The sequence below is a fragment of the Mucilaginibacter xinganensis genome, from assembly GCF_002257585.1.
Classification (GTDB): Bacteria; Bacteroidota; Bacteroidia; order Sphingobacteriales; family Sphingobacteriaceae; genus Mucilaginibacter; species Mucilaginibacter xinganensis.
The window spans coordinates 3,592,697-3,612,718 of record NZ_CP022743.1; the positions used below are offsets into that span (position 1 = coordinate 3,592,697).

23 protein-coding genes are annotated in these 20,022 nt (G+C 43.2%); 11 read left to right on the forward strand and 12 right to left on the reverse strand.

Annotated features, from left to right (window positions below; translation table 11 throughout):
* The first annotated feature begins 43 nt into the window (after positions 1–43).
* Positions 44–892, forward strand: coding sequence for an SdiA-regulated domain-containing protein (locus tag MuYL_RS15715; RefSeq protein ID WP_094572978.1), 849 nt, complete (start codon positions 44–46; stop codon positions 890–892).
* A 61-nt stretch (positions 893–953) separates the two neighbouring features.
* On the forward strand, positions 954–1,472 hold the full coding sequence (locus tag MuYL_RS15720; protein WP_094571470.1) for a hypothetical protein: 519 nt from the start codon (positions 954–956) through the stop codon (positions 1,470–1,472).
* 57 nt (positions 1,473–1,529) lie between these two features.
* Here the strand turns inward: MuYL_RS15720 and MuYL_RS23265 are convergent, their stop codons facing one another.
* Both MuYL_RS23265 and MuYL_RS15725 read right to left on the reverse strand, forming a co-directional pair.
* Positions 1,530–1,772, reverse strand: coding sequence for a hypothetical protein (locus tag MuYL_RS23265; RefSeq protein WP_157740885.1), 243 nt, complete (start codon positions 1,770–1,772; stop codon positions 1,530–1,532).
* A gap of 90 nt (positions 1,773–1,862) precedes the next feature.
* The gene (locus MuYL_RS15725; RefSeq protein WP_094571471.1) at positions 1,863–2,774 is read right to left on the reverse strand and encodes an alpha/beta hydrolase; all 912 of its coding nucleotides are present in this window, start codon (positions 2,772–2,774) and stop codon (positions 1,863–1,865) included.
* A gap of 274 nt (positions 2,775–3,048) precedes the next feature.
* Here MuYL_RS15725 and MuYL_RS15730 point away from each other — a divergent pair, with 274 nt between their 5' ends.
* A complete protein-coding gene (locus MuYL_RS15730) occupies positions 3,049–4,344 on the forward strand; it encodes a phenylacetate--CoA ligase family protein (RefSeq protein WP_094571472.1) in 1,296 nt (431 codons plus the stop codon).
* Positions 4,345–4,388: 44 nt separating this feature from the next.
* Here the strand turns inward: MuYL_RS15730 and MuYL_RS15735 are convergent, their stop codons facing one another.
* Positions 4,389–4,886 (reverse strand): SRPBCC family protein, encoded by a 498-nt coding sequence (locus MuYL_RS15735; protein WP_094571473.1) that lies wholly within the window; start codon positions 4,884–4,886, stop codon positions 4,389–4,391.
* Between the two features lie 79 nt (positions 4,887–4,965).
* On the opposite strand from MuYL_RS15735, the gene MuYL_RS15740 reads away from it, so the two are divergent.
* Complete coding sequence (locus MuYL_RS15740; RefSeq protein ID WP_094571474.1) at positions 4,966–5,424, forward strand: NUDIX domain-containing protein; 459 nt, start codon at positions 4,966–4,968, stop codon at positions 5,422–5,424.
* Between the two features lie 31 nt (positions 5,425–5,455).
* Here the strand turns inward: MuYL_RS15740 and accC are convergent, their stop codons facing one another.
* Positions 5,456–6,931, reverse strand: a complete 1,476-nt coding sequence (gene accC / locus MuYL_RS15745) for an acetyl-CoA carboxylase biotin carboxylase subunit (RefSeq protein WP_094571475.1) — start codon at positions 6,929–6,931, stop codon at positions 5,456–5,458.
* A 197-nt stretch (positions 6,932–7,128) separates the two neighbouring features.
* On the opposite strand from accC, the gene MuYL_RS23270 reads away from it, so the two are divergent.
* Entirely contained in the window at positions 7,129–7,320 is a 192-nt protein-coding gene (locus MuYL_RS23270; RefSeq protein WP_157740887.1) for a hypothetical protein, read from the forward strand.
* On the opposite strand, the gene MuYL_RS15750 is transcribed toward MuYL_RS23270, so the two are convergent.
* The gene (locus MuYL_RS15750; RefSeq protein ID WP_094571476.1) at positions 7,313–7,831 is read right to left on the reverse strand and encodes a GNAT family N-acetyltransferase; all 519 of its coding nucleotides are present in this window, start codon (positions 7,829–7,831) and stop codon (positions 7,313–7,315) included. The genes MuYL_RS23270 and MuYL_RS15750 overlap by 8 nt on opposite strands.
* Before the next feature lie 54 nt (positions 7,832–7,885).
* Positions 7,886–8,377: a c-type cytochrome gene (locus tag MuYL_RS15755; protein WP_094571477.1), complete on the reverse strand. Its 492-nt coding sequence runs from the start codon at positions 8,375–8,377 to the stop codon at positions 7,886–7,888.
* 188 nt (positions 8,378–8,565) lie between these two features.
* On the opposite strand from MuYL_RS15755, the gene MuYL_RS15760 reads away from it, so the two are divergent.
* Both MuYL_RS15760 and MuYL_RS15765 read left to right on the forward strand, forming a co-directional pair.
* Positions 8,566–8,928, forward strand: a complete 363-nt coding sequence (locus MuYL_RS15760; protein ID WP_094571478.1) for a BlaI/MecI/CopY family transcriptional regulator — start codon at positions 8,566–8,568, stop codon at positions 8,926–8,928.
* A 5-nt stretch (positions 8,929–8,933) separates the two neighbouring features.
* The gene (locus MuYL_RS15765) at positions 8,934–10,832 is read left to right on the forward strand and encodes a M56 family metallopeptidase (protein ID WP_094571479.1); all 1,899 of its coding nucleotides are present in this window, start codon (positions 8,934–8,936) and stop codon (positions 10,830–10,832) included.
* 114 nt (positions 10,833–10,946) lie between these two features.
* Here the strand turns inward: MuYL_RS15765 and MuYL_RS15770 are convergent, their stop codons facing one another.
* A complete protein-coding gene (locus MuYL_RS15770; protein WP_094572979.1) occupies positions 10,947–12,032 on the reverse strand; it encodes a DNA topoisomerase IB in 1,086 nt (361 codons plus the stop codon).
* A gap of 159 nt (positions 12,033–12,191) precedes the next feature.
* On the opposite strand from MuYL_RS15770, the gene MuYL_RS15775 reads away from it, so the two are divergent.
* Positions 12,192–13,217 carry an aldo/keto reductase gene (locus MuYL_RS15775; RefSeq protein WP_094571480.1) on the forward strand — a complete coding sequence of 342 codons (1,026 nt, stop codon included), beginning with the start codon at positions 12,192–12,194 and terminating at the stop codon, positions 13,215–13,217.
* Positions 13,218–13,262: 45 nt separating this feature from the next.
* Here MuYL_RS15775 and MuYL_RS15780 read toward each other — a convergent pair whose 3' ends face one another.
* Positions 13,263–14,273: a threonine aldolase family protein gene (locus tag MuYL_RS15780; protein ID WP_094571481.1), complete on the reverse strand. Its 1,011-nt coding sequence runs from the start codon at positions 14,271–14,273 to the stop codon at positions 13,263–13,265.
* Positions 14,274–14,344: 71 nt separating this feature from the next.
* Between MuYL_RS15780 and MuYL_RS15785 the strand changes: the two genes are divergently transcribed.
* Positions 14,345–15,010, forward strand: coding sequence for a hypothetical protein (locus MuYL_RS15785; protein WP_157740889.1), 666 nt, complete (start codon positions 14,345–14,347; stop codon positions 15,008–15,010).
* Here MuYL_RS15785 and MuYL_RS15790 read toward each other — a convergent pair.
* Both MuYL_RS15790 and MuYL_RS15795 read right to left on the reverse strand, forming a co-directional pair.
* Positions 15,007–15,969: a glycosyl transferase family 90 gene (locus MuYL_RS15790; protein ID WP_094571483.1), complete on the reverse strand. Its 963-nt coding sequence runs from the start codon at positions 15,967–15,969 to the stop codon at positions 15,007–15,009. The genes MuYL_RS15785 and MuYL_RS15790 overlap by 4 nt on opposite strands.
* A gap of 34 nt (positions 15,970–16,003) precedes the next feature.
* Positions 16,004–17,218, reverse strand: a complete 1,215-nt coding sequence (locus MuYL_RS15795; protein WP_094571484.1) for a BaiN/RdsA family NAD(P)/FAD-dependent oxidoreductase — start codon at positions 17,216–17,218, stop codon at positions 16,004–16,006.
* On the opposite strand from MuYL_RS15795, the gene MuYL_RS15800 reads away from it, so the two are divergent.
* Positions 17,217–17,888, forward strand: a complete 672-nt coding sequence (locus MuYL_RS15800; RefSeq protein ID WP_094571485.1) for an NADH-quinone oxidoreductase subunit A — start codon at positions 17,217–17,219, stop codon at positions 17,886–17,888. The two genes, MuYL_RS15795 and MuYL_RS15800, sit on opposite strands and share 2 nt — an antisense overlap.
* Positions 17,878–18,408 carry an NADH-quinone oxidoreductase subunit B gene (locus tag MuYL_RS15805; RefSeq protein WP_094571486.1) on the forward strand — a complete coding sequence of 177 codons (531 nt, stop codon included), beginning with the start codon at positions 17,878–17,880 and terminating at the stop codon, positions 18,406–18,408. The genes MuYL_RS15800 and MuYL_RS15805 overlap by 11 nt, the downstream gene beginning before the upstream one ends.
* 62 nt (positions 18,409–18,470) lie before the next feature.
* Here the strand turns inward: MuYL_RS15805 and MuYL_RS15810 are convergent, their stop codons facing one another.
* Together MuYL_RS15810 and MuYL_RS15815 are read right to left on the reverse strand one after the other, a co-directional pair.
* On the reverse strand, positions 18,471–19,226 hold the full coding sequence (locus MuYL_RS15810; RefSeq protein ID WP_094571487.1) for a molybdopterin-dependent oxidoreductase: 756 nt from the start codon (positions 19,224–19,226) through the stop codon (positions 18,471–18,473).
* A gap of 2 nt (positions 19,227–19,228) precedes the next feature.
* Entirely contained in the window at positions 19,229–19,954 is a 726-nt protein-coding gene (locus MuYL_RS15815) for a cytochrome b/b6 domain-containing protein (protein WP_094571488.1), read from the reverse strand.
* Between the last annotated feature and the right edge of the window lie 68 nt (positions 19,955–20,022).

The following is a 20,022-nucleotide window of genomic DNA, read 5'->3' on the forward strand; positions in this document are numbered from 1 at the left end:
CGGGTTAATGGTATTTATAACCAGCTACTTTAATATATCCAATATGCCAAAGCCGATAATCTCTCTTATACTATCAGTTACCTGCTTGTTTTTCGTTAGCTGTGTAGGGCAGCAAGAGGCCAGGAGTCCTAAAGGTTACGACTTCAGCAACCCTGTGAAATACGATATGCCAGACGATCTGACAGAGATATCAGGAATAGCATTTAATAAAGGAAACCCCGACACCTTATTTGTAGAACAGGACGAGGACGGCAAGTTATTTTACTTTAAACCCGGCAGCAAAGATGTGCCGGCCATAAAATTTGGAAAGAGCGGTGACTATGAAGATTTAGCTATTATCAGCAACCAGGTTGTAATGCTGCGCAGCGATGGCGTGCTCTTTACTTTCCCTTTGGATGTAAAAAATGCAAAGCCTGCCGTTAAAGAATTGGATAGCTTACTACCAAAGGGCGAATATGAGGGGCTATTCGCGGATGATGCAAGCCAGTTGATTTATGCGCTATGCAAACGTTGTGCAATGGAGAAAAGCAGCAAGACCAACACCATATTCAGTTTTAAATTATCAGCAGATGGGGCTTTACAAAGCGACGGCAAATTCATCATAGACGTTAAGAAGATTGAAGAACTTACCGGAACAAAGAAAATAACCTTTCACCCTTCAGCCCTGAGCAAAAACCGGCAAACCGGCGAGTGGTATATTCTTTCATCGGTAAATAAACTATTGGTTGTAGCCGACCCTAACTGGGTTGTTAAAGCTGTTTATACGTTAAACCCACGCACGTTTCATCAGCCCGAGGGAATGACGTTCGATAATTCAAACAACCTTTATATCTCCAACGAAGGAGATAAAGTTCAACCTGGCAATGTGCTAAAATTTGAATTAACAAAGTGATTTTTATAAAGTGTCAATTTTGTTATATTTAAGCATCTGTTAACGCTTAAACTACAAGATCATGCCGAATCACTTATCAATCCTGGGAATTATTCACACAGTAATCAGTATCATTGCAATTTTTGCTGCCTTTTATGCCCTCTTTAGCGACGGGCAGATTAACCCTTTAAACAATCGGGGAAAGCTTTATATCGTTTTAACGGTAATTACCTGCCTTACAGGCTTGCCTATTATGCGTACCGGGCACCCCACTGCAGGACACAATCTTGCTGTGGTTATTTTAATAGTATTACCTATAGCCATATATGCACCCTCGTTTAAATTTCTTGGTAAAACAGCAGCTTTTCTCCAGGTATTCCTGATGTCGTTTACTTTGTTCCTTTCATTTATCCCGGCCATAGTGGAAACATTTACCCGGCTGCCAATAAGCGGGCCTATCGCTGACGGCCCCAATGCTCCTGTTATCCAAATGGGGTTGTTAATTTTGGTGGCGTTGTTCACCACGGGCGTTCTGTACCAGCTAATAAAGTTGTGGAAGCGGCGCAAGCAAAGCGGTCGGCAAACGGTTAACGTGGTTTAAACCAATAAATACTGGTATAAATAAAGCCCTTCAAAATTATTAAAGGGCTTTGGTATATTATGGATGTGGTGGTGCCGGCGGTGGTGGTGGCGGCTTAGGCAAGCGGATATGAATCCGTGCCCGGTGATGACGCCTGCGGTGTCGCCTGCTAAAAGGCAGTGGAGGACGAGGCGGCGGCGGTGGCGGCCTCCTGATCTGTAAAAACGTTGATTCAACCTTTAATGTAAGTGGTTCTGCCTGCGCAAAATCCAAGCTAAAAGTTAAAAACGCTACTACTAAGATGATTTTTAAATACTTCATTGTTTAGCGGTTTTTGTTAATTGTTTATCTGTTAACATTAAAGTTAATATTATGTTTCGAAAACAGCTATCGACCTTTGATATTTTGCCGTTATTTAAATAGCGTTTTATACATAAAATCAGCTGCAAACTGCCCGGCTTCCAGCCAGCGCTGCTGTGTTTCCTTACCGCCTGAAAAAACAGGATTAAAATGCTTTTGCAATTCATGTGAATATCCTTCGAAAATCTTGCGGTCATTAGGTATCCCCAACGCTACCGCTTTATCATGAACATCCGCGCCGCCATATAAAGGGGCATCTTTGTGTGTTGGTGAAACGGTGCCGTCATTACTGCCGTAAATATTAACAATTGGCACCCGTACATTTTTTAGCCAATCAAGGTTAAAAATACCTCCCCACAGGTTTATTACACCCGCAACCTTTAACGGCTCTTTATTAGTTGCGGTATTACCGGTTACACCTGCAAATTTTGCCAGTTCCGCATTCGTGCTGTAAGCAGCGTTGAGCGCCATCATCCCACCTGCCGAATTACCCGCCAGGATGATCCTGTCAGGGTCTATGTTATATTCTTTGGCATGTTCCTTAAAATAAGCTACTGCCTGCTTGGCATCCAATACCGCATAGTAACAACTCCGTTTTAGTTCATCAAAATTAAAGATCGGAAATTTTTTACTCAGCGTGTAACTAATGGCCGCACATACATATCCGCGCTGCGCAAAAGTTTTACTCCATAACCTGATCCCTTTAGCCTCTTTTGACCCGAATTTAAAGCCGCCTCCGTGCATCCAGATGATCAGCGGCCTACCCGTTGATTTATCATCTTTAGGCTGATACAGATCAAATAAATGTGCTTTATTTTCCCTTGGTGTATCAGCCGGAGCATAACTAAGGTTATTTGTTTGTGTTACCTCTGTAAAAACAAAGTCCTTATATTTTATATTTTGAGCTTTCACAAACATTGAAACTCCTAATATTCCTGCAATTAACAATGAACGTTTAACCATACTATTTTATATACGTTACAATTGTACTAAACAGATGTTTTAACCCGTATTGCAATTACGGCTTACCATCATTTAAGTCAACCTGACTTTTCCAGGCCCGGTTAATCCGCAGAGTTATCATCGTATGGCAAAAAATCACACATTTTGCTAAATTTGGTGGCTGATTGGCCCGGATATTAAACCATAACAAACATTATTAGTTTATAAAGGTTCAGAAGTATTATATTATCATCCTATTTAAATTAAGAGCTATAGCGTTAGCATCAGATACATAATGGCAATTTTTGAGGAACGAAACCAGCAACAGGCACCGGAAATAACATTAATGCAGGAACAAAAGCTGCAGGAACTGCTGGCATATGTTAACCGCCATTCCCCATTTTATAGGGAGCTCTTTTTAAAGCATAGTATTAATATTGACGACATAAAAACGTTGGATGACCTGTCATTAATTCCAACCACCGCTAAGGATGACCTTCAGCAACGGAATGATGATTTTTTGTGTGTTCCGCGAAATAAAGTGATCGAATATACCTCTACCTCCGGTACCCTGGGACGGCCAGTAACCATAGCGCTTACTGAAAACGACCTTGACCGTTTGGCTTACAATGAATACAATTCCTTTTTGTGTGCCGACGGTTCTGCTGAAGACACTTACCAACTGATGCTTACCCTCGACAGACAATTTATGGCCGGGATTGCCTATTATCTCGGCATCCGCAGAATAGGTGCCGGAATTATCCGTCTGGGCCCCGGAGTCCCCTCATTGCAGTGGGAGACCATTCAGCGGTTAAAACCAACTGCTATTGTTGCTGTTCCTTCATTTATTCTGAAGCTCATTCAGTACGCAAAAGATACAGGGATTGATATCAGCAGCACATCGGTTAAAAAAGCCATCTGCATTGGCGAGAACATCCGGAATACTGATTTCTCATTAAACATCCTTGGAAAAAAAATAACGGAAAACTGGGATATCCAGTTATATTCTACTTACGCATCCACCGAAATGCAAACTGCGTTTACAGAATGCGGCGAAGGTAAAGGCGGCCATTATCAACCTGAACTTGTTATTGTGGAGCTTTTAGACGGAAATGACCAACAAGTGGAACCAGGAACCCCCGGAGAAGTAACCATTACTACTTTAGGCGTTGAGGGAATGCCCCTGCTGCGTTATAAAACCGGGGACATGTGCATGTATTTTGACGAGCCATGCGCCTGCGGCCGCACCAGCTTGCGTCTTTCGCCTATAATGGGGCGTAAAAAACAAATGATAAAATTTAAGGGCACAACACTTTATCCGCCGGCACTGTTCGACCTGCTGAACGAGCGTGAAGAGATCCTTGATTTTGTAATAGAGGTTTCTACAAACGACATCGGGATGGACCAGGTATCACTTTATGTAGTCCCCACCGAACTGACCGAAGAGTGTGATCACCGCATTCGGGCATATTTACAGGCCCGACTGCGTGTTAGTCCGCACATTAAGTATATTACGACCGAAGAGATCCTGAAAATGCAATTCAGCGAAGCCAGCCGGAAAGCTATTAAATTTATAGACAAAAGAGCTTAATTATAACTATAGATACCTGTAAACTATTTCGGCGGCCAGCTATTTTATTTAAAGCTGCTACCCAATTCAAGCCGTTTGTTCCTCAGGTCAATACCTCCTTCAATCACCGATTTAAGGTTGGCAAGGTAAAACGTCCACCCTATCTGGCATTGCACATACAGGTTTTTTGAAAGATCAGCTTCTTCCGGGATGTTTGTTTGGGTAAGTTCAACTATGGATACCCCGTTGCGGCTGTAAATATAAATAGAAACGATACTGCCGCCCGAAAAGGTAAACTTTAATGAATCCGTGCCGTTGGCTTCAAGCACACTCCCCTTTTCAACAGCAGTGTCGTCATAGCCGTGCCAATACCATTCGTAAGTATCCTCCGTCATAATAAACTCCTCCGGCTCCCTGGTGCGGCGTGGAACAGTATAAAAATTAGCCTTCCGTAAAAACCATTTTTCAATTCCCGCTGTGGTGGCCCAGGCTTCATAAAGACTTCTTACATCGGTATTAAAATCACCAACTATTTTAAAGCTGGTAAACTTATTATCTATCATATTGGTAATATAACTAATATTAATCCAAATTTAGGTATAATAGTTTTTGTGTTTATTAACTTCACAACAAATCTTACCCATGCCAAATCAAAGTGCAGGTATCCTGCTTTATAGAAAAACAAGTAACGCGGTGGAGCTTTTCCTGGTTCATCCCGGCGGACCATTCTTTAAAAACAAAGACATGGGTGTTTGGTCGATCCCCAAAGGGGAATTTTTGGATGATGAAGCGGCATTGACTGCCGCCAAACGCGAATTTGAAGAAGAAACCGGACAGCCAGTAGGCGAAGGCAAATTTATTCCGCTAACACCGGTAAAACTAAAAAGCGGCAAGCGCGTGTTTGCCTGGGCCATGGAAGGCAATATAGATCACAATATAATAACCAGCAATTTTTTTGAGATAGAATGGCCGCCAAAATCAGGTAAAAAACAATCGTTTCCGGAGGTTGACCGGGCCGGTTGGTTTGATCTGGAAGAAGCAAAACTGAAGATAAACGGTGCCCAGGCAGCGTTTATTGATGAGCTAAACAGCCTGATCTAACTACAAACTTTTTAAAAATGCATGCTGAAACCTACCGCCTGTTCTTAACCCAATTTGAAATTTCGCCATCTGCTACGGCAGCAATTTTTAGTTTCTTCTCACCTAAAAGTCTTTCAAATACCATGGCAGCTATCTTTGCTTCATCATCAGCATCGTTTTGCAGACTACCGGGGGTAAAATACTTTTTTACAAAATGGGTGTCAAAGTTACCTGACACAAACGCTTCATGCTGCATTACAAACTTTCCGAAACCCAATGTTGTTGTTATCCCGGTGATATGGTATTCATCAATAGCGCGAATCATTCGTTCAATGGCTTCCTCCCGGTCCTTACCATAACTTACCAACTTGGCAATCATGGGATCGTAATATATTGGGATTTCCATTCCCTGTTCAAAGCCATCATCTACCCTAACCCCTGGCCCCTTTGGGGTAACATAAGTTTGCAGGGTACCAATATCCGGTAAAAAGTTATTGTCAGGGTCTTCCGCATAAACACGCAGCTCTATAGCGTGCCCGTTGATTTTAAGGTCCTCCTGTTTAAAACTAATGGCTTCGCCCCTTGCTATTTTTATCTGTTCTTTTACCAGGTCAACCCCGCTAATCAGCTCAGTAACTGGGTGTTCCACCTGCAGGCGGGTATTCATTTCTAAAAAGTAGAAGTTTAATTGCTCGTCCATTATAAATTCCACCGTACCCGCGCCCGTGTAATTAACAGATCTTGCTACATCAACCGCACATTTGCCCATCTGCTCTCTAATTGCCGGCGTTAGTCCCGACGAAGGAGCTTCCTCAATTACTTTTTGGTGGCGGCGCTGCACAGAGCAATCGCGTTCAAACAAATGCAGGATATTTCCATGACTATCGCCCAGCACCTGGATCTCTATATGCCGCGGCGACGATACATAGCGCTCAATAAATACAGCGCCGTCGCCAAACGCTGAAACAGCTTCTGATACGGCCAGGTGCATTTGTTCTTCAAACTCTGTTACGTTTTCAACAACCCGCATCCCTTTTCCGCCGCCGCCGGCAGCAGCCTTTATTAATATAGGAAACCCCACTTCGACAGCGCGTAGTTTAGCTTCATTAATATCTGTAATAGCTTGCTCTGTTCCCGGTACCATGGGGATATTATATTTTAGCGCCGCAGCTTTTGCCGACAGCTTGTTGCCCATTATTTCCATTGCCTCGGGCGATGGGCCGATCAAAATCAACCCCGCCTCCCTAACCTGGCGGGCAAATGAGGCATTTTCGCTCAAAAAACCATACCCGGGATGAATAGCTTCGGCCCCTGTTTTGCGGCAGGCGTCAATAATTTTGCTTCCTACAAGGTATGACTTACTTGATGGTGATTCTCCTATATGTACAGCTTCATCAGCATAGCGTACATGGAGCGCATTACGGTCAGCATCTGCATAAACAGCTACTGTTTTAATACCCATTTCGCGCGCCGAGCGCATAATTCTTAAGGCTATTTCGCCACGGTTAGCTACAAGGATTTTTTGCATAGACAATTCAAAGTTAGAAGAATTGAATGAATTTTATGAACGTTGAAGAAATAAGCCGTTCCACAACTCTTCCATAACTAATTGTAAAATATTATTATAAATAGCTAAATTAAATATTACTACAAACAGCAAATATCACGTAACCTTAGGGCTGATATTTCCGTAAAAATCGAAAAATACTTGGAAAACCCCTTTATATGAATATTCTAATTCCTTTTGTGAAAGTGCTTATGGTACTTGGCGTTATTTTAATAATCGGAGTATTGTTTTTTAGCTACCTGAAACATTTAAAAAGAACAAGGTATCCTAACTGGAAATTCCCTGATTACGTTAGCGTGGGTTACGCAGAGTATTTATATAATAAATATATCAAAAGAACCGTCAAGTAGTTACCGGTACATTTGTTAATAGCAACTCCAGGAATTTAAGATCAAGCCAGCGGTTAAACTTATACCCTACTTCTTTAAAGTGAGCTACTTCCGTAAAACCGAATGAACGGTGGAGGTTTATACTTATTTCATTATCGGCGCTAATGCCAGCCAGCAATGCGTGTATATTCATTTGGAGCGCGGCGTCAATTAATGACTGCAGCATAATTTTGCTGATCCCTTTTCCTCTGAACGAGGCTTCCACATACACGGACAACTCAGCGGTATAGCGGTAACATGGCCAAACCCTGAAATGCCCAAAACTGCAATAACCGGCTACCTTGCCATCAATAGCAGCCACAAATACAGGGAAGTTGTTGTTAACCCGGTCATAGTACCAGTCTTTCCGCATTTGCAGGGTATGCGGTTGCTCACTATACACTGCAGTTGTGTTTACTATTACGTCATTATAAATCTCAAGCATCGCCGGCAGGTCATCCTCGCGTGCATCTCTAATTATTACGTTGTTCATAATTGGTATAAAGCAAAACACCCTTTAACTTAAGGCTAAAGGGTGTTTGTTATTTTATTGTTTGTGATCACCTTGCGGAACACCGATGCCACCGGGGCTAGGTGCACCACCCGGAGGAGGGCCACCCGGGCCTCTTCTGCGTTCAGGAACTTTTACTTCAGGGTGTGACTCGCCGTGGTGACAAGTGTTACAGTTAACACCGCTTTTCATCACCATACCCAGTGAATCCTTTTTTGCCTCAAAATATTTTTGGTTGATCTTGTTCATCATTTTATACATTTTGCGGGCCATTTCCTTTTCGGGTTTGGCATCACTTGCAAAATCCATCTTCTTTTCGGCCTCGTTGCGTACGTGGCAAAAATTGCAATGCACGCCCAATGAATGAGACCACTCATCCATTACCTGGTCAAGTTGCCGGTCTGTAATGTGCTTAGGCAGCACTTTAAGGTTTTTAAATTCCTTGTCGGGGGCCATGGAAGTGAGCGCTACAATTGAAACTACTGACGCTAAACCTAATGTTACCCAAATCTTTTTGTTGATCAACATATTGTCATGATTAAGTCATCTAAAATATAACATTACTTTGAATGTTCCAACAAAGAATAAAGATATAAACTATTACAGCGTAACTTTTTCATTACAACACCAGCTGATACCAATTGATTTTTAAATAAATAAAAATAAATTTGGTTTATTACGAATTAGTCGTAGATTTACGAAACAATCGTAAAAAGATGGAAAAGTTATCAAAACAAGAAGAAGAAGCAATGCAGGCAGTTTGGCAGTGCGGCAAGGGTTTTATAAAAGATTTTCTTGACCTGATGGAAGAGCCTAAACCACCCTACACCACCCTGGCATCAACCGTAAAAAACCTTGAGCGCAAGGGGTTTGTAGCGGGCGAAAAAATGGGTAACTCGTTCCGTTATGCCCCGGTAATACTGGAGGAGGACTATAAAAAGAAATTCATGAACGGCTTTGTGAGCGATTACTTTGAAAACTCTTACAAAAACCTGGTTACTTTTTTTGCCAATGAAAAAAAGATCAGTGCCAATGAATTGAAAGAGATCATAAAACTTATTGAAAACCCTAAATCCTAAACGCTATGCCCGCTTTATTCGTTTTCCTGTTTAAAGTAAATATTGCCCTACTGTTGTTTTGTGCAGGTTATTACCTGGTGTTAAGGCACCTTACCTTTTATACTTTAAACCGTATTTACCTGGTTGCAGCAATATTATTTGCTACCATTTACCCTAAAATAAACCTTTCCGGTTTTTTAGAGAATCACCAGCAAATAGCAAAACCGGTGCAGGTTATAGTACTTAACTGGCAGGTACCTGCAAAGGCGTTGGTTAAACCCATAGCCAAACCTGATTATTGGGTGTGGGCCGAAGTGGTTTTATGGACAGGTATAGCCTTGTTTGCCTTACGCTTAATGGTGCAGCTTTACTCATTGTACAAGCTTTACCGCAGCTCAACAGCGGCTAAGATCTACGATCACGAGGTAAGACTCATCAATAGTGATAGCGGCCCATTTTCTTTCTGGAAAAGCATTTATATCAATCCAGCAAAGCATGACCCGGCCGACCTGAAGTCAATCTTATTACACGAACAGATCCATGTTAGTGAATGGCATACGCTGGATGTGTTACTGGCGGAACTTAGCACCATATTTTATTGGTTCAATCCAGGTGTTTGGCTGATGAAAAAAGCAGTTAGAGAAAACATAGAGTTTATAACCGACAGAAGGATATTGAACACCGGAACAGATAGCAAGCAGTATCAATATAGCCTGGTAAATGTTAGCTTTTCTGCCGCGCCGCAGGGGATTGTAAACCATTTTAACATATCAACCATAAAAAAAAGAATTATCATGATGAACGCAAAAAGATCTTCTAAATTCAACCTTACCCGTTACGCATTTTTAGTTCCGGCTGTGGTAGTGCTATTATTGGTTTTCAGCATTTCAAAAGCGGCACTTATTAAAAAATCCTCCCCTGTTGTTAAGAGTTTAGCAGCTGTTGAAAACAAGCTAACTATAGGTGCGATAAAAAGCACTGCTGGTAATAAAGCTAAAGCCAGCATTAATTTAACGGTTAAAAGCAACTGGTTAAACATGCCCGCAGCGAAAGTTACAGATACCATACGAAAGGGTAAATTTTTTATTAGAGTTGACGGCAAAAATGATTCTGCAAACTACATTATAGATGGCGTTAAAGCAACCCGCAACGATTTGAAAGCACTTGACCCCGGTAAAATTGAGAGCGTTGTAGTGTACAGTGGTGTTAACCTTAACAAATTCATTCCCGGCATAGATGACAAAAAAGGGGTGATTTGTATCACCACAATTAACTCTGAGGCAGGCAGAAAATTCAAAGAGAAATTAGATGGCAAGGGTGGCAATCCCCCTGTTATAGCAGGTGTTGGCGATACCGGAACAAAACCAAATGGCTTAACCAAGGTAATGATTGTTGGTAGCAGTTCATCAGGTTCGGGCAATATAGCCGGCAATGATGATTCGGACAATAGCATAACAGTGACAGGGTCAAACAGCGGTGCTAACAAAGTTCAGGCTTTCAACATCGTAACTAAAAACGGAACTACACCCGCAACATTGACGTTACGCAAAAACTCAAAAAACGATGTAATTGTACAGGGTTATTCCAGCGGTAAAAGCTGGGACACCTCTCAGGTGAGGTATACCTTTTCTCTTGACACCGGGACCACCCGCCATTTAAACGCAAAACCATATAACATTAAAGGCGTTGTTAATTATAATTCAAACCTGACGTTTGCTAATTCAAACTCCAGGTTCAGCCTCAATCACCTTTCTGATAAGCTGGTGATCATCAATGGTAAAATGGCATCTGTATCTGATTTGAAAAAACTTTCAGCATTTGACATTGACAAAATGGTGCTTAAAACAGATGATGAAACCAAAGAACTTTACGGTGAAAAAGCCAAAAACGGTATCGTATTTATAGTGACCCGAAAGAGCAGGTAATTAATTCAAATTGAGCTGATAAGGTTATAGCACCAGCACTAAGGTCAGTTAATAGTTCTTGTATGATATCTCCAAATCAGCTCAATCCAATTTATATCACCTAACTTAATCAACCTAACTGGCTTCGGCCAGTTTTTCTTTTTCCAGTATCTCAAGCAGCGCTTTTTCAGCAACATTCAAATCCGATGCATCGACATCTTTATGCTCGTCAATGTTTTTAATGTATTTAAAGATTGCCCCGTCTTCGTAGCTTTTGATAATAGTGGGATGCACATAATACTTTTTGCAGACCGTACGGGTATTACCAAGATTAAGCGCGACCTCATCCAAAACACTTACAATTTTCCGTTTACATTCGGTAACCGTTTCAAATTCGCCGGCTTGCTTAAAGGCATAAAGGGCACTTATGCTACCTGCCCAGGTACGGAAGTCTTTTGCTGTAAAATCTTCGCCGGTAATTTCCTTGAGATAATTGTTCACTTCGCCCGATCCGATGGTGCAGCGTTCGCCGGCAGCATTATAATATTGAAAAAGATCCTTTCCAGGCATCTCGCGACACTGCTTTACCAGCCGCGACAGCTTTCTGCTTTGCAGGGACACTTTGTGGTAAACGCCCTTTTTTCCCTTAAATTCAAAATTTATTTGCGTACCCTCAACTTTCACGTGGCGGTTCATCAATGTGGTTAAGCCAAATGAGCCGTATAATTTTTTGTATGCTTCATTCCCTATCCTGATGCTGGTGAGTTCCATTAACCGTACCACAAGGGCCACTAATTTATCATGGTCCAGGGTCTGCCTTGCAAGGTCCTTGTCCACCTGTTTGCGGATAGCCGGCAAATAGGCAGCAAAAGTTTGCATGCGGTGATATTTGGACTGGTTACGAATTTTGTTCCAGCCAGAGTGATAGCGGTATTGTTTTCGGCCCGCTGCATCCGTGCCTGTAAACTGCAAATGCCCGTTGTCGTAAGGGGAGATCCATACATTTGTATAAGCCGGCGGAATAACCAACCGGTTGAAACGGGTTACCAGTTCTTTGTCTTTAACCAAACTGCCATCGGCATAATAATAACTCCAGCCTTTGCCTGATTTTTTTCGGGTATAGCCAGGCGTGGCATCTGATACATAGCGCAGGCCAACAGCTTTAGCAGTTGATTTAGGATCGCGCCCTATTTTTTCAAGTTTGGTTAGTAAACGGTTCATTAATGGTACAACAACCGCCGGGATGATAAGTTTGTTAACATAAACGAAATAAAACAAGGCTGGTAAACATGAATATGGTTAGACTTCGTTTTTGACGGTCAGCTGACCATTCTTAACCAATAAACGCGGAATTTTACTTCCATACAAATCAGCAAACTTATGAAATACAATTTTTTAGGAAACACCGGACTGATGGTGTCTGAACTTTGCTTCGGCACCATGACCTTTGGTGGTAAAGGCTATTGGGAAGCTATTGGCACCATACAACAGGATGGTGTAAACGACCTAATGAAGGTTGTAGTAGATTCTGGCATCAACTTTATTGACACAGCTAACGTTTATTCGTTCGGGGAATCTGAAAAGCTGCTCGGACAGTCAATAAAAGATCTTGGCCTTAACCGCAACGAACTGGTAATTGCTACCAAAGTGCGCGGCCGTATGGGCGAAGGCGTAAACGATATGGGACTTTCGCGCTATCACATTTTTCAATCTGTTGATGACAGCCTGAAACGTTTACAGATGGACCACATCGACATTTTATATGTGCATGGTGTTGACCCCAAAACTGCTGTTGAGGAAACTGTACGTGCGCTTAACGACATTGTGCTTACAGGTAAGGTTCGATACATAGCTATTTGTAACTGGCCGGCCTGGATGGTAATGAAAGCAATTGCTATTGCCGAAAAACATGGCTGGAACAAATTTATTGGCCTGCAGTATTTTTACTCGCTGGCCGCCCGCGATATTGAACGGGAATTGCTGCCATTGGCCGCTGATCAAAACATAGCAGTTATGCCGTGGAGCCCGCTTGCAGGCGGCTTTCTTGGCGGCAAATATGGCCGCAATTCAGAGAAAGCCGAAGGCAGCCGACGGGATACTTTTGACTTCCCTCCAATTAATAAAAATAAAACCTACGATATTATTGATGAGGCGACAGCCATTGGCAAGCAACACAATGTTTCGATCGCCGAAGTTGCATTGGCCTGGGTTCGTCAGCAAAAAGGGGTTACCAGTACCATCATCGGCGCCAAAAACGTCGATCAGCTCAATGCAAACGTCAAATCAACCCAGCTAACACTATCTGCAGATGACCTTACCAAACTTGATGAGGTAAGCGCGTTAGCAAAAGAGTACCCTGAATGGATGGTTGAAAGGCAGTCGGCCGACAGGCTGCTTAAATCTTAGTGCTGTATCTGAAGTCCTTTGTAACGCCAAACTCAGGACTTCAGCTTACAGGCTTTTCAATACATTAACGGTATATTCCACTTGTTCCGGGTGTACGTCGAGATGTAATACAAAACGGATGCGGTGTTTATCGGTTGACAAGGCTTTTATGCCTTTTTCTTCCAGCTTTTGCAGAATCACGCTGGCCGGTTCAACCGTATCAAACAACACTATATTTGTTTCCTGTGGTAATACATTGGCTACCCAACCGCAATTGGCAAGTTCCTCTGCCAGGATCTGCGCATGGGAATGATCAATTTTCAATCGCTCAACATGATGGTCGAGCGCGTAAATACCAGCCGCTGCCAGGAAACCGGCCTGGCGCATACCTCCGCCAAAAACTTTCCTGATTCTGCGGGCGTATTTAATAGTAACCTTATCGGCCAAAAATACTGAACCAACCGGGGCACCCAATCCCTTTGACAGGCACACGGAGATTCCGTCAAAATATTTGCCATAATCAATTGCACTATCGCCCGTATGTGCCAATGCATTAAAAATGCGGGCACCATCCAGATGTAGCTTTAGTCCCTTGCTTTCACAAAGCTCAGCTATTGGCTTTATTTGTTCAAGTGCGTAGCAACTGCCCCCGCCCTTATTCACCGTATTTTCAAGCACAACAAGGCTGCTGTGCGGGTAATGGATATTCTCCGCGTTGATCTCAGGTTCAATCATTTCGGCAGTAATAATGCCGCGGTAACCGTTCAATAAGCGTGTTGACACTCTTGAATTAAAAGCAATGCCCCCACCTTCGTACCTGTACACGTGCGCGGTTTGATCCGCAATTAGTTCATCAAGCGGCTGGGTGAAGCATTTTATGGCGATTTGGTTGGTCATGGTGCCTGAAGGACAAAAGATCCCGGCTTCCATACCGAACATATCAGCAGCTTTTGCTTCCAGTGTGTTTACGGTTTCATCCTCACCAAATACGTCATCACCTATTTTGGCATTAAACATCGCCTCCAGCATTCCCGGAGTAGGTTTGGTAACAGTATCGCTTCTTAGATCAACAATCATATTAAATGTTATAAAAATGCGTTATTTGTGTTTTAATTATTATGCGCTCAATTTTAATCATTTTATTTTTGATGCTGACAATTATATCAGCAAAATCACAGTCAGCTAAATGGCAGCCCGGTCGTTTCACGGATATTAAAGGAAATACCGAAGCCGGCTTTATCCGGGTTAACCCATCTGCCAAAGGTCCCATTAAAGGCGAGGGCTTCATTGAGTTTAGGGAGAATGACAAGACAAACCCCTTTAAGCTAAGTGCAAGCGACCTGAAATCATTTGTAACCGGCAGGGACAGCTTTGTTGTTGCACACGCACCGGGAAACGAAGCCTGGACAAAAAATGAATTTGATTTTGTTAAGGTAGTAATTAATGATGAGATTAAACTTTATATGAGCCGTGGAGGTAAAGGTAGAAAAGGCGGTATCGGCGGATCGGGTATTGGCTTTGAACCCGGAATAGGCATTGGCACAGGCGGCTATGGAAGCGGCGTAAGCGGAGGGCTATCCATCCCTATTGGCGGCGGAGGCTATGGCGGAAATGAAAAGACCATTTACTATTATGGTGCCAACACCGCCGAAATGAAGCGGCTAACCAACGAAAATTTTGAGGATGTAATGACTGATATAATGGGCGATGAACCGGAAGTGGTTGAAAAAATCCATGCCAAAGTTTATATGCTGGCCAATATCGACCGATTGATCAATTATTTTAACCAGGTAAAAGCTGCCAGGAAAAATTAAACTTGCTGCATGGTTTTGGCAAAGTACTTTTGCAATACCAGCAGGGATATAACAGCCTCCTGTTGCTGATCAAGAAACTGTGTTACAAAAGCTTTAGCATTGCTTATAATTTGCTCGGCTTCGTCAATGTGCCCCGCATAATAATTAAGTTTTTCAATCAGATCAGTATAATCGTCTTTAATTTCTATGTAATGGAAACCAGGAATTAACCGCCCTTCCATAAACCATGTTTCATATTTCGGTTTTGGCATTACCGCAATTGAATTTGACGACATAATCCATTTTAAGTTGGTAGCAACATCATTGCCTTCCAAACTTAAAATAAATTTATACTGCAAGTGCTGATCAATAGAAATAGGCGGTTTGAGCCATTTCAAATTACCACCTTTTTTGTTCACCTGCCCCAAATCACATAACGGATTATCAAAATACATTTCCATAAATTTTTCCCTGTGTGGCTGGTATATAGTGCCGCGGCCAATCAACATGTTCTTTTTATCGCTATACAGTTTTTTATCCTTTACAAAAAAGAAATGGCGTTTTTTATCCAGCTTCAATAACACGGCGTTTGAATTGTCGCCAGCTATGGGCCTGCTTTTTTGCAGGGACGGCACATTGGCGATATGAGTAATATCTCCAAAAAGAAAATTAGCTCTAAGGCTTCCTTTAAAATAACGCAGATATTCAAAAGCATCGAAATTATAGGTTTTGGGGCTCTTAAAAATCTGCATCTCTTTTAATACCGTAGCGTTATCCCCTATTGGCGTTGGCTGTTTAAGTTTGTTGTAGTAGTTTACGCGGTCATGCACTGTGTTACTATCGTATCTGCCGATTAATAGTAACTTTTTATTTAATGAGCGCTGGTAAAATATTGTCGGGATAATTTGACGCAGAATATTTTTAGAATAATAAACAGCTTTATTCCTTTTAATTTCTTCGACTATTTTTTTAAAAACCATACTAAAGTTTACAACCGGTTTATAAGATTCAGGTTTATAAATTTTGCGCTATCACAAATCCGCTTGCCCAGGCCCATTGAAAATTATAACCACCCAGCCAGCCCGTAACATCCACGCATTCTCCGCCATAATACATGCCGGGGATCTTTTTAACTTCGAGCGTTTTTGACGACAGTTCGTCTGTTGCTACGCCGCCGCGCATCACCTCTGCTTTATCATAACCCTTATCTCCTGCAGGTTTCACCTTAAACTCGTGGATCAATTGGCCGATGCTTTCTATCTCGGTTTTACTTAATGATGCCAGGTTTTTATCAACGGGTAATTTGTCACTCAGCGCCTCTGCAAATTTGCGGGTAAAAAGGTTTGCGAGATAAGCGAGCAGCATTTTTTTGCCATTTGCTTCCCGCTCCTGTTTTATCAGCTCGCCTATATTGTGGTTAGGCAGCAAATCTATATAAATATATTCTCCAGGTCGCCAATACGACGAAATCTGCAGTATAGCCGGGCCGCTTAATCCCCAATGTGTAAACAGGATATTCTCTTCAAAGCTGATCCTGTCGTTCCAAACGCGGCAAAAAATACTGTTACCAGATAGCTGCTCGTACCAGGGCTGGTCTTTGCCGGTTATGGTAAGCGGTACCAGCGCCGGTGCGGTTTCACTAATTCTCAGGCCAAAGTGTCTTGCCATTCGCAATCCAAAATCCGTAGCACCCATCTTGGGGATGGGCAAACCACCCGAGGCGATCACCACCTTTGGCGCCACCAGGCTTTCCGTTCTTCCGTCTCGTTCTACTGAAACAACAAAGCCACCTTCAGCCTGTTCTATCTCTTTTACTTCGGCACCGGTCCAGATTTCCTGCCCCAAATCTAAACATAGCGAGGTAAATACCTTTACCACATCCCGGGCATTGTCACTCTCCGGGAAAAGCTGACCAAGGGTTTTCTCCTTACCTGTTATGCCATAGGTTTCAAAAAAGCTGATGGTATCCTCAACCGTCCATTGCGAAAGTGTTGATTTGCTGAAATGCTCATTAGTTGAAATAAACTGCTGCGCCGAGGTATACAGGTTAGTGTAGTTGCACCGCCCGCCCCCGCTGATCAGGATCTTGGCACCTACCTTTTCATTTTTCTCAATCACCAGCGTTCGCTTGCCTAAAAAGCCGGCCTGTACGGCGCACATTAGTCCGCAGGCGCCGCCGCCAATAATTATAGCGTCAAAATCTGTTTGTTTTGTTAAATTTGCTGTCATGGCTGAAGTGTCGCAAATATCAGAATTTGGAAAGATACTTATCTTCCTTATTACAGGAATAATAATGGTATGCGTGGCTTTTTCTATAAATAAGCTGCTTGCACCCCATAATCCCAATCCTGAAAAGCTTACGTCGTACGAATGCGGCGAAGAAACAACAGGCAACGCATGGCTGCCGTTTAATTCACGCTTTTATGTGATAGCGCTGGTGTTCCTGTTGTTTGATGTCGAGATGGTTTTCATTTTTCCATGGGCTACAGTGTTTGGCAGTCACGAGATCAACAATTATGAGCCACGCTGGGGATGGCTGGCATTGACAGAAATGTTTATTTTTTTAGGGATCCTGATCCTGGGGCTGGTGTACGTTTGGGTGAAAGGCGACCTGGACTGGATAAAACCGAAGCCAATCGTTCCAACAACCGATACTTTTATTCCGAAATCACTTTATGAAAAGCTGAACGCGGAACAAAGCGTTTACAAAGTAAGGGCATTTGCGCTTACACCTGTTCCATCTGTTCCACTTGAAACAGTGTTAACAAAGGGAACAGCAGGAACAAATGAAACACCCGGAACAAGTGGAACAGGTGGAACAAGCGGAACACCCGGAACGCAGCCAATAAGAAAACCCATGTTTAAACCAACTTTTAAAAAACCTGGCAATGAGCAGTGAACTGACAAGTGAGAACGGCGGCGTTATAATAACCAAAATGAATGACCTGCTTAACTGGTCGCGGTTATCATCTTTATGGCCCTTAAGCTTCGGCATAGCCTGCTGCGCCATTGAGTTTATGGGGGCTTTTGCCTCTACCTACGACCTTGACCGGTATGGCGTATTCCCCCGCCCGTCGGCCCGCCAGGCGGATGTTATTATTATCGCAGGGACGGTTACCTTTAAAATGGCCGAACGCATAAAACGCCTTTACGAGCAAATGCCCGAGCCCAAGTATGTAATCTCAATGGGCTCATGTTCCAACTGTGGGGGGCCTTACTGGCAGCATGGCTACCATGTAGTAAAAGGCGTGGACAGGGTGATCCCGGTTGATGTATACGTGCAGGGCTGCCCACCCAGACCGGAAGCACTAATAGGCGCTATATTAGAGTTGCAGAAAAAAATTGAAGGGGAGAAATTGTTAGGGGGAGTCCGGAAGCCGGAAAAGACCGAAAGTCCGGAAGTTGAAGAAAGGGTATAACTTCCTATTGATTGGGTTTTTACCACAACTAACAGAAAGAACTCAGCAGGTTGTAATGAAAATCATATCCCCGTATACCACGACCACCCATTGGAAATATCGGGCCCGGCGTCGACAAATTTATCGGTTACTACAATCCGCTGCAGGTACTTAACATTTTTATAGCCAATTTGGGTCTCTACCCGTAAGCGAACGGGTGCCCCATTACGGGCAGGAAGGCTTTCGCCGTTCATCGTATGCGCCAGGATAGTTTGGGGGTGAAAAGCGTCTAACATATCAATACTCTCGCCATAGTTATCAAAACCATAAATACACACAAAACGTGCAGCCGGTAAAATACCGGCATGCTGCAACAGGGTACCCAGTGGTACGCCGGTCCACTCGGCAATGGCGCTCCAGCCCTCTTCGCAAGTATGACGGGTGATTTGTGTGCGCTCTCCAAGTTTTTTTAACTCCTCCATTGAATATTTGCCCGGTTTGGCTACACAACCCTCTACGGACAGCGCCCAGTCTTTAAAGTTATAGCGTTGCAGTTCCTGGTATTCTTTGCTATAAGCGGCCTTGCTGGCCGGGTCGGCAGGGTCGCCGATATCGGTAACCGGAAACGAAGTTATATCGCTTTTTTGATACTCCATGGCCAATGCCCGCTGCGAAAGTAAGCCGCGCTGGGCCATATAGGTCAGGTTATCCCCCATACGCAGCAAATTACCATAAGTGGGAGGCATCTTTTTTAAGCATCCCGAAAGAAGCAGTGCGCCGGCTGAGGTAATCCCTGCAAAAATGGCCCGGCGCCTGGTCATGCGTTTTTTTTCTTTCATGGTTAGCTGCTAAAAGTAATTGCAAGTACGTTTCGTTTAAAACCCGATCTGACAACCATTACCACATGCACCAACAGAAATAACAGCAGCGCGCTGGCAGAAAAAAAGTGAATGGTACGCGCAGATTGATGGCCAAAAAATATTTTTAGCAGGAAGGGGTAGGATGCGGTAATAGCGGGCGACATGGTGAAGCCGGTCAAGATAACAACCGGGAACAGGAAAAATATAACCGCCAGGTAGGTGATTTTTTGCAGCAGCCCATATTGGCCCCCGGTGTATGCTTGCTTGCGGAAATGGCTCAGGAAATCCTGCCAGAAGAGCCTAAAACTAAGTTCCCGGGTTTGTGGCGCCAGATTGCTGCGGAAATAACCGCTGAAAATACCGGTGAATAAATAAATGAGACCTGTTATTACTAAAAACCATGCCGCCAGGAAATGGGTACTGCGCCCCCAGCCGTTCTGGTTAAAAATATTGTAAGTGCGCACTGCACTTATTTGCGAATTAGCCAGGTGTTTAAACTGGATGCGCTTTTCCCAGCCGCCGTGGTGGTAATTGCGGCTGATGGGCAGTTCGAACAATGCCGGCGTAAGATCGTTGCCTGCCTTGCCCCAATAAAGCCGGGGATGCGACATCAGGATAACATAGCCACTAACGGTAAGCGCCAGGAAACTTAAAGTAATGATAAAATGTGCGCTCTTTACCCAACGCTTATGCTGGCCGTTTCCCATTTTTTTATCTTTAAAACCATCTCATCTTCAATACACTACCCCAATGTGCCTTAATCAAAGCCTAAAGA

What these genes read in the sequence shown, in the direction of transcription:
- MuYL_RS15715 (WP_094572978.1), top strand. Translation starts at nt 44, where the DNA reads ATGCCAAAGCCGATAATCTCTCTTATACTATCAGTTACCTGCTTGTTT.
- MuYL_RS15720 (WP_094571470.1), top strand. Translation starts at nt 954, where the DNA reads ATGCCGAATCACTTATCAATCCTGGGAATTATTCACACAGTAATCAGT.
- MuYL_RS23265 (WP_157740885.1), bottom strand. Translation starts at nt 1,772, where the DNA reads ATGAAGTATTTAAAAATCATCTTAGTAGTAGCGTTTTTAACTTTTAGC.
- MuYL_RS15725 (WP_094571471.1), bottom strand. Translation starts at nt 2,774, where the DNA reads ATGGTTAAACGTTCATTGTTAATTGCAGGAATATTAGGAGTTTCAATG.
- MuYL_RS15730 (WP_094571472.1), top strand. Translation starts at nt 3,049, where the DNA reads ATGGCAATTTTTGAGGAACGAAACCAGCAACAGGCACCGGAAATAACA.
- MuYL_RS15735 (WP_094571473.1), bottom strand. Translation starts at nt 4,886, where the DNA reads ATGATAGATAATAAGTTTACCAGCTTTAAAATAGTTGGTGATTTTAAT.
- MuYL_RS15740 (WP_094571474.1), top strand. Translation starts at nt 4,966, where the DNA reads ATGCCAAATCAAAGTGCAGGTATCCTGCTTTATAGAAAAACAAGTAAC.
- accC (WP_094571475.1), bottom strand. Translation starts at nt 6,931, where the DNA reads ATGCAAAAAATCCTTGTAGCTAACCGTGGCGAAATAGCCTTAAGAATT.
- MuYL_RS23270 (WP_157740887.1), top strand. Translation starts at nt 7,129, where the DNA reads ATGAATATTCTAATTCCTTTTGTGAAAGTGCTTATGGTACTTGGCGTT.
- MuYL_RS15750 (WP_094571476.1), bottom strand. Translation starts at nt 7,831, where the DNA reads ATGAACAACGTAATAATTAGAGATGCACGCGAGGATGACCTGCCGGCG.
- MuYL_RS15755 (WP_094571477.1), bottom strand. Translation starts at nt 8,377, where the DNA reads ATGTTGATCAACAAAAAGATTTGGGTAACATTAGGTTTAGCGTCAGTA.
- MuYL_RS15760 (WP_094571478.1), top strand. Translation starts at nt 8,566, where the DNA reads ATGGAAAAGTTATCAAAACAAGAAGAAGAAGCAATGCAGGCAGTTTGG.
- MuYL_RS15765 (WP_094571479.1), top strand. Translation starts at nt 8,934, where the DNA reads ATGCCCGCTTTATTCGTTTTCCTGTTTAAAGTAAATATTGCCCTACTG.
- MuYL_RS15770 (WP_094572979.1), bottom strand. Translation starts at nt 12,032, where the DNA reads ATGAACCGTTTACTAACCAAACTTGAAAAAATAGGGCGCGATCCTAAA.
- MuYL_RS15775 (WP_094571480.1), top strand. Translation starts at nt 12,192, where the DNA reads ATGAAATACAATTTTTTAGGAAACACCGGACTGATGGTGTCTGAACTT.
- MuYL_RS15780 (WP_094571481.1), bottom strand. Translation starts at nt 14,273, where the DNA reads ATGATTGTTGATCTAAGAAGCGATACTGTTACCAAACCTACTCCGGGA.
- MuYL_RS15785 (WP_157740889.1), top strand. Translation starts at nt 14,345, where the DNA reads ATGCTGACAATTATATCAGCAAAATCACAGTCAGCTAAATGGCAGCCC.
- MuYL_RS15790 (WP_094571483.1), bottom strand. Translation starts at nt 15,969, where the DNA reads ATGGTTTTTAAAAAAATAGTCGAAGAAATTAAAAGGAATAAAGCTGTT.
- MuYL_RS15800 (WP_094571485.1), top strand. Translation starts at nt 17,217, where the DNA reads ATGGCTGAAGTGTCGCAAATATCAGAATTTGGAAAGATACTTATCTTC.
- MuYL_RS15795 (WP_094571484.1), bottom strand. Translation starts at nt 17,218, where the DNA reads ATGACAGCAAATTTAACAAAACAAACAGATTTTGACGCTATAATTATT.
- MuYL_RS15805 (WP_094571486.1), top strand. Translation starts at nt 17,878, where the DNA reads ATGAGCAGTGAACTGACAAGTGAGAACGGCGGCGTTATAATAACCAAA.
- MuYL_RS15810 (WP_094571487.1), bottom strand. Translation starts at nt 19,226, where the DNA reads ATGAAAGAAAAAAAACGCATGACCAGGCGCCGGGCCATTTTTGCAGGG.
- MuYL_RS15815 (WP_094571488.1), bottom strand. Translation starts at nt 19,954, where the DNA reads ATGGGAAACGGCCAGCATAAGCGTTGGGTAAAGAGCGCACATTTTATC.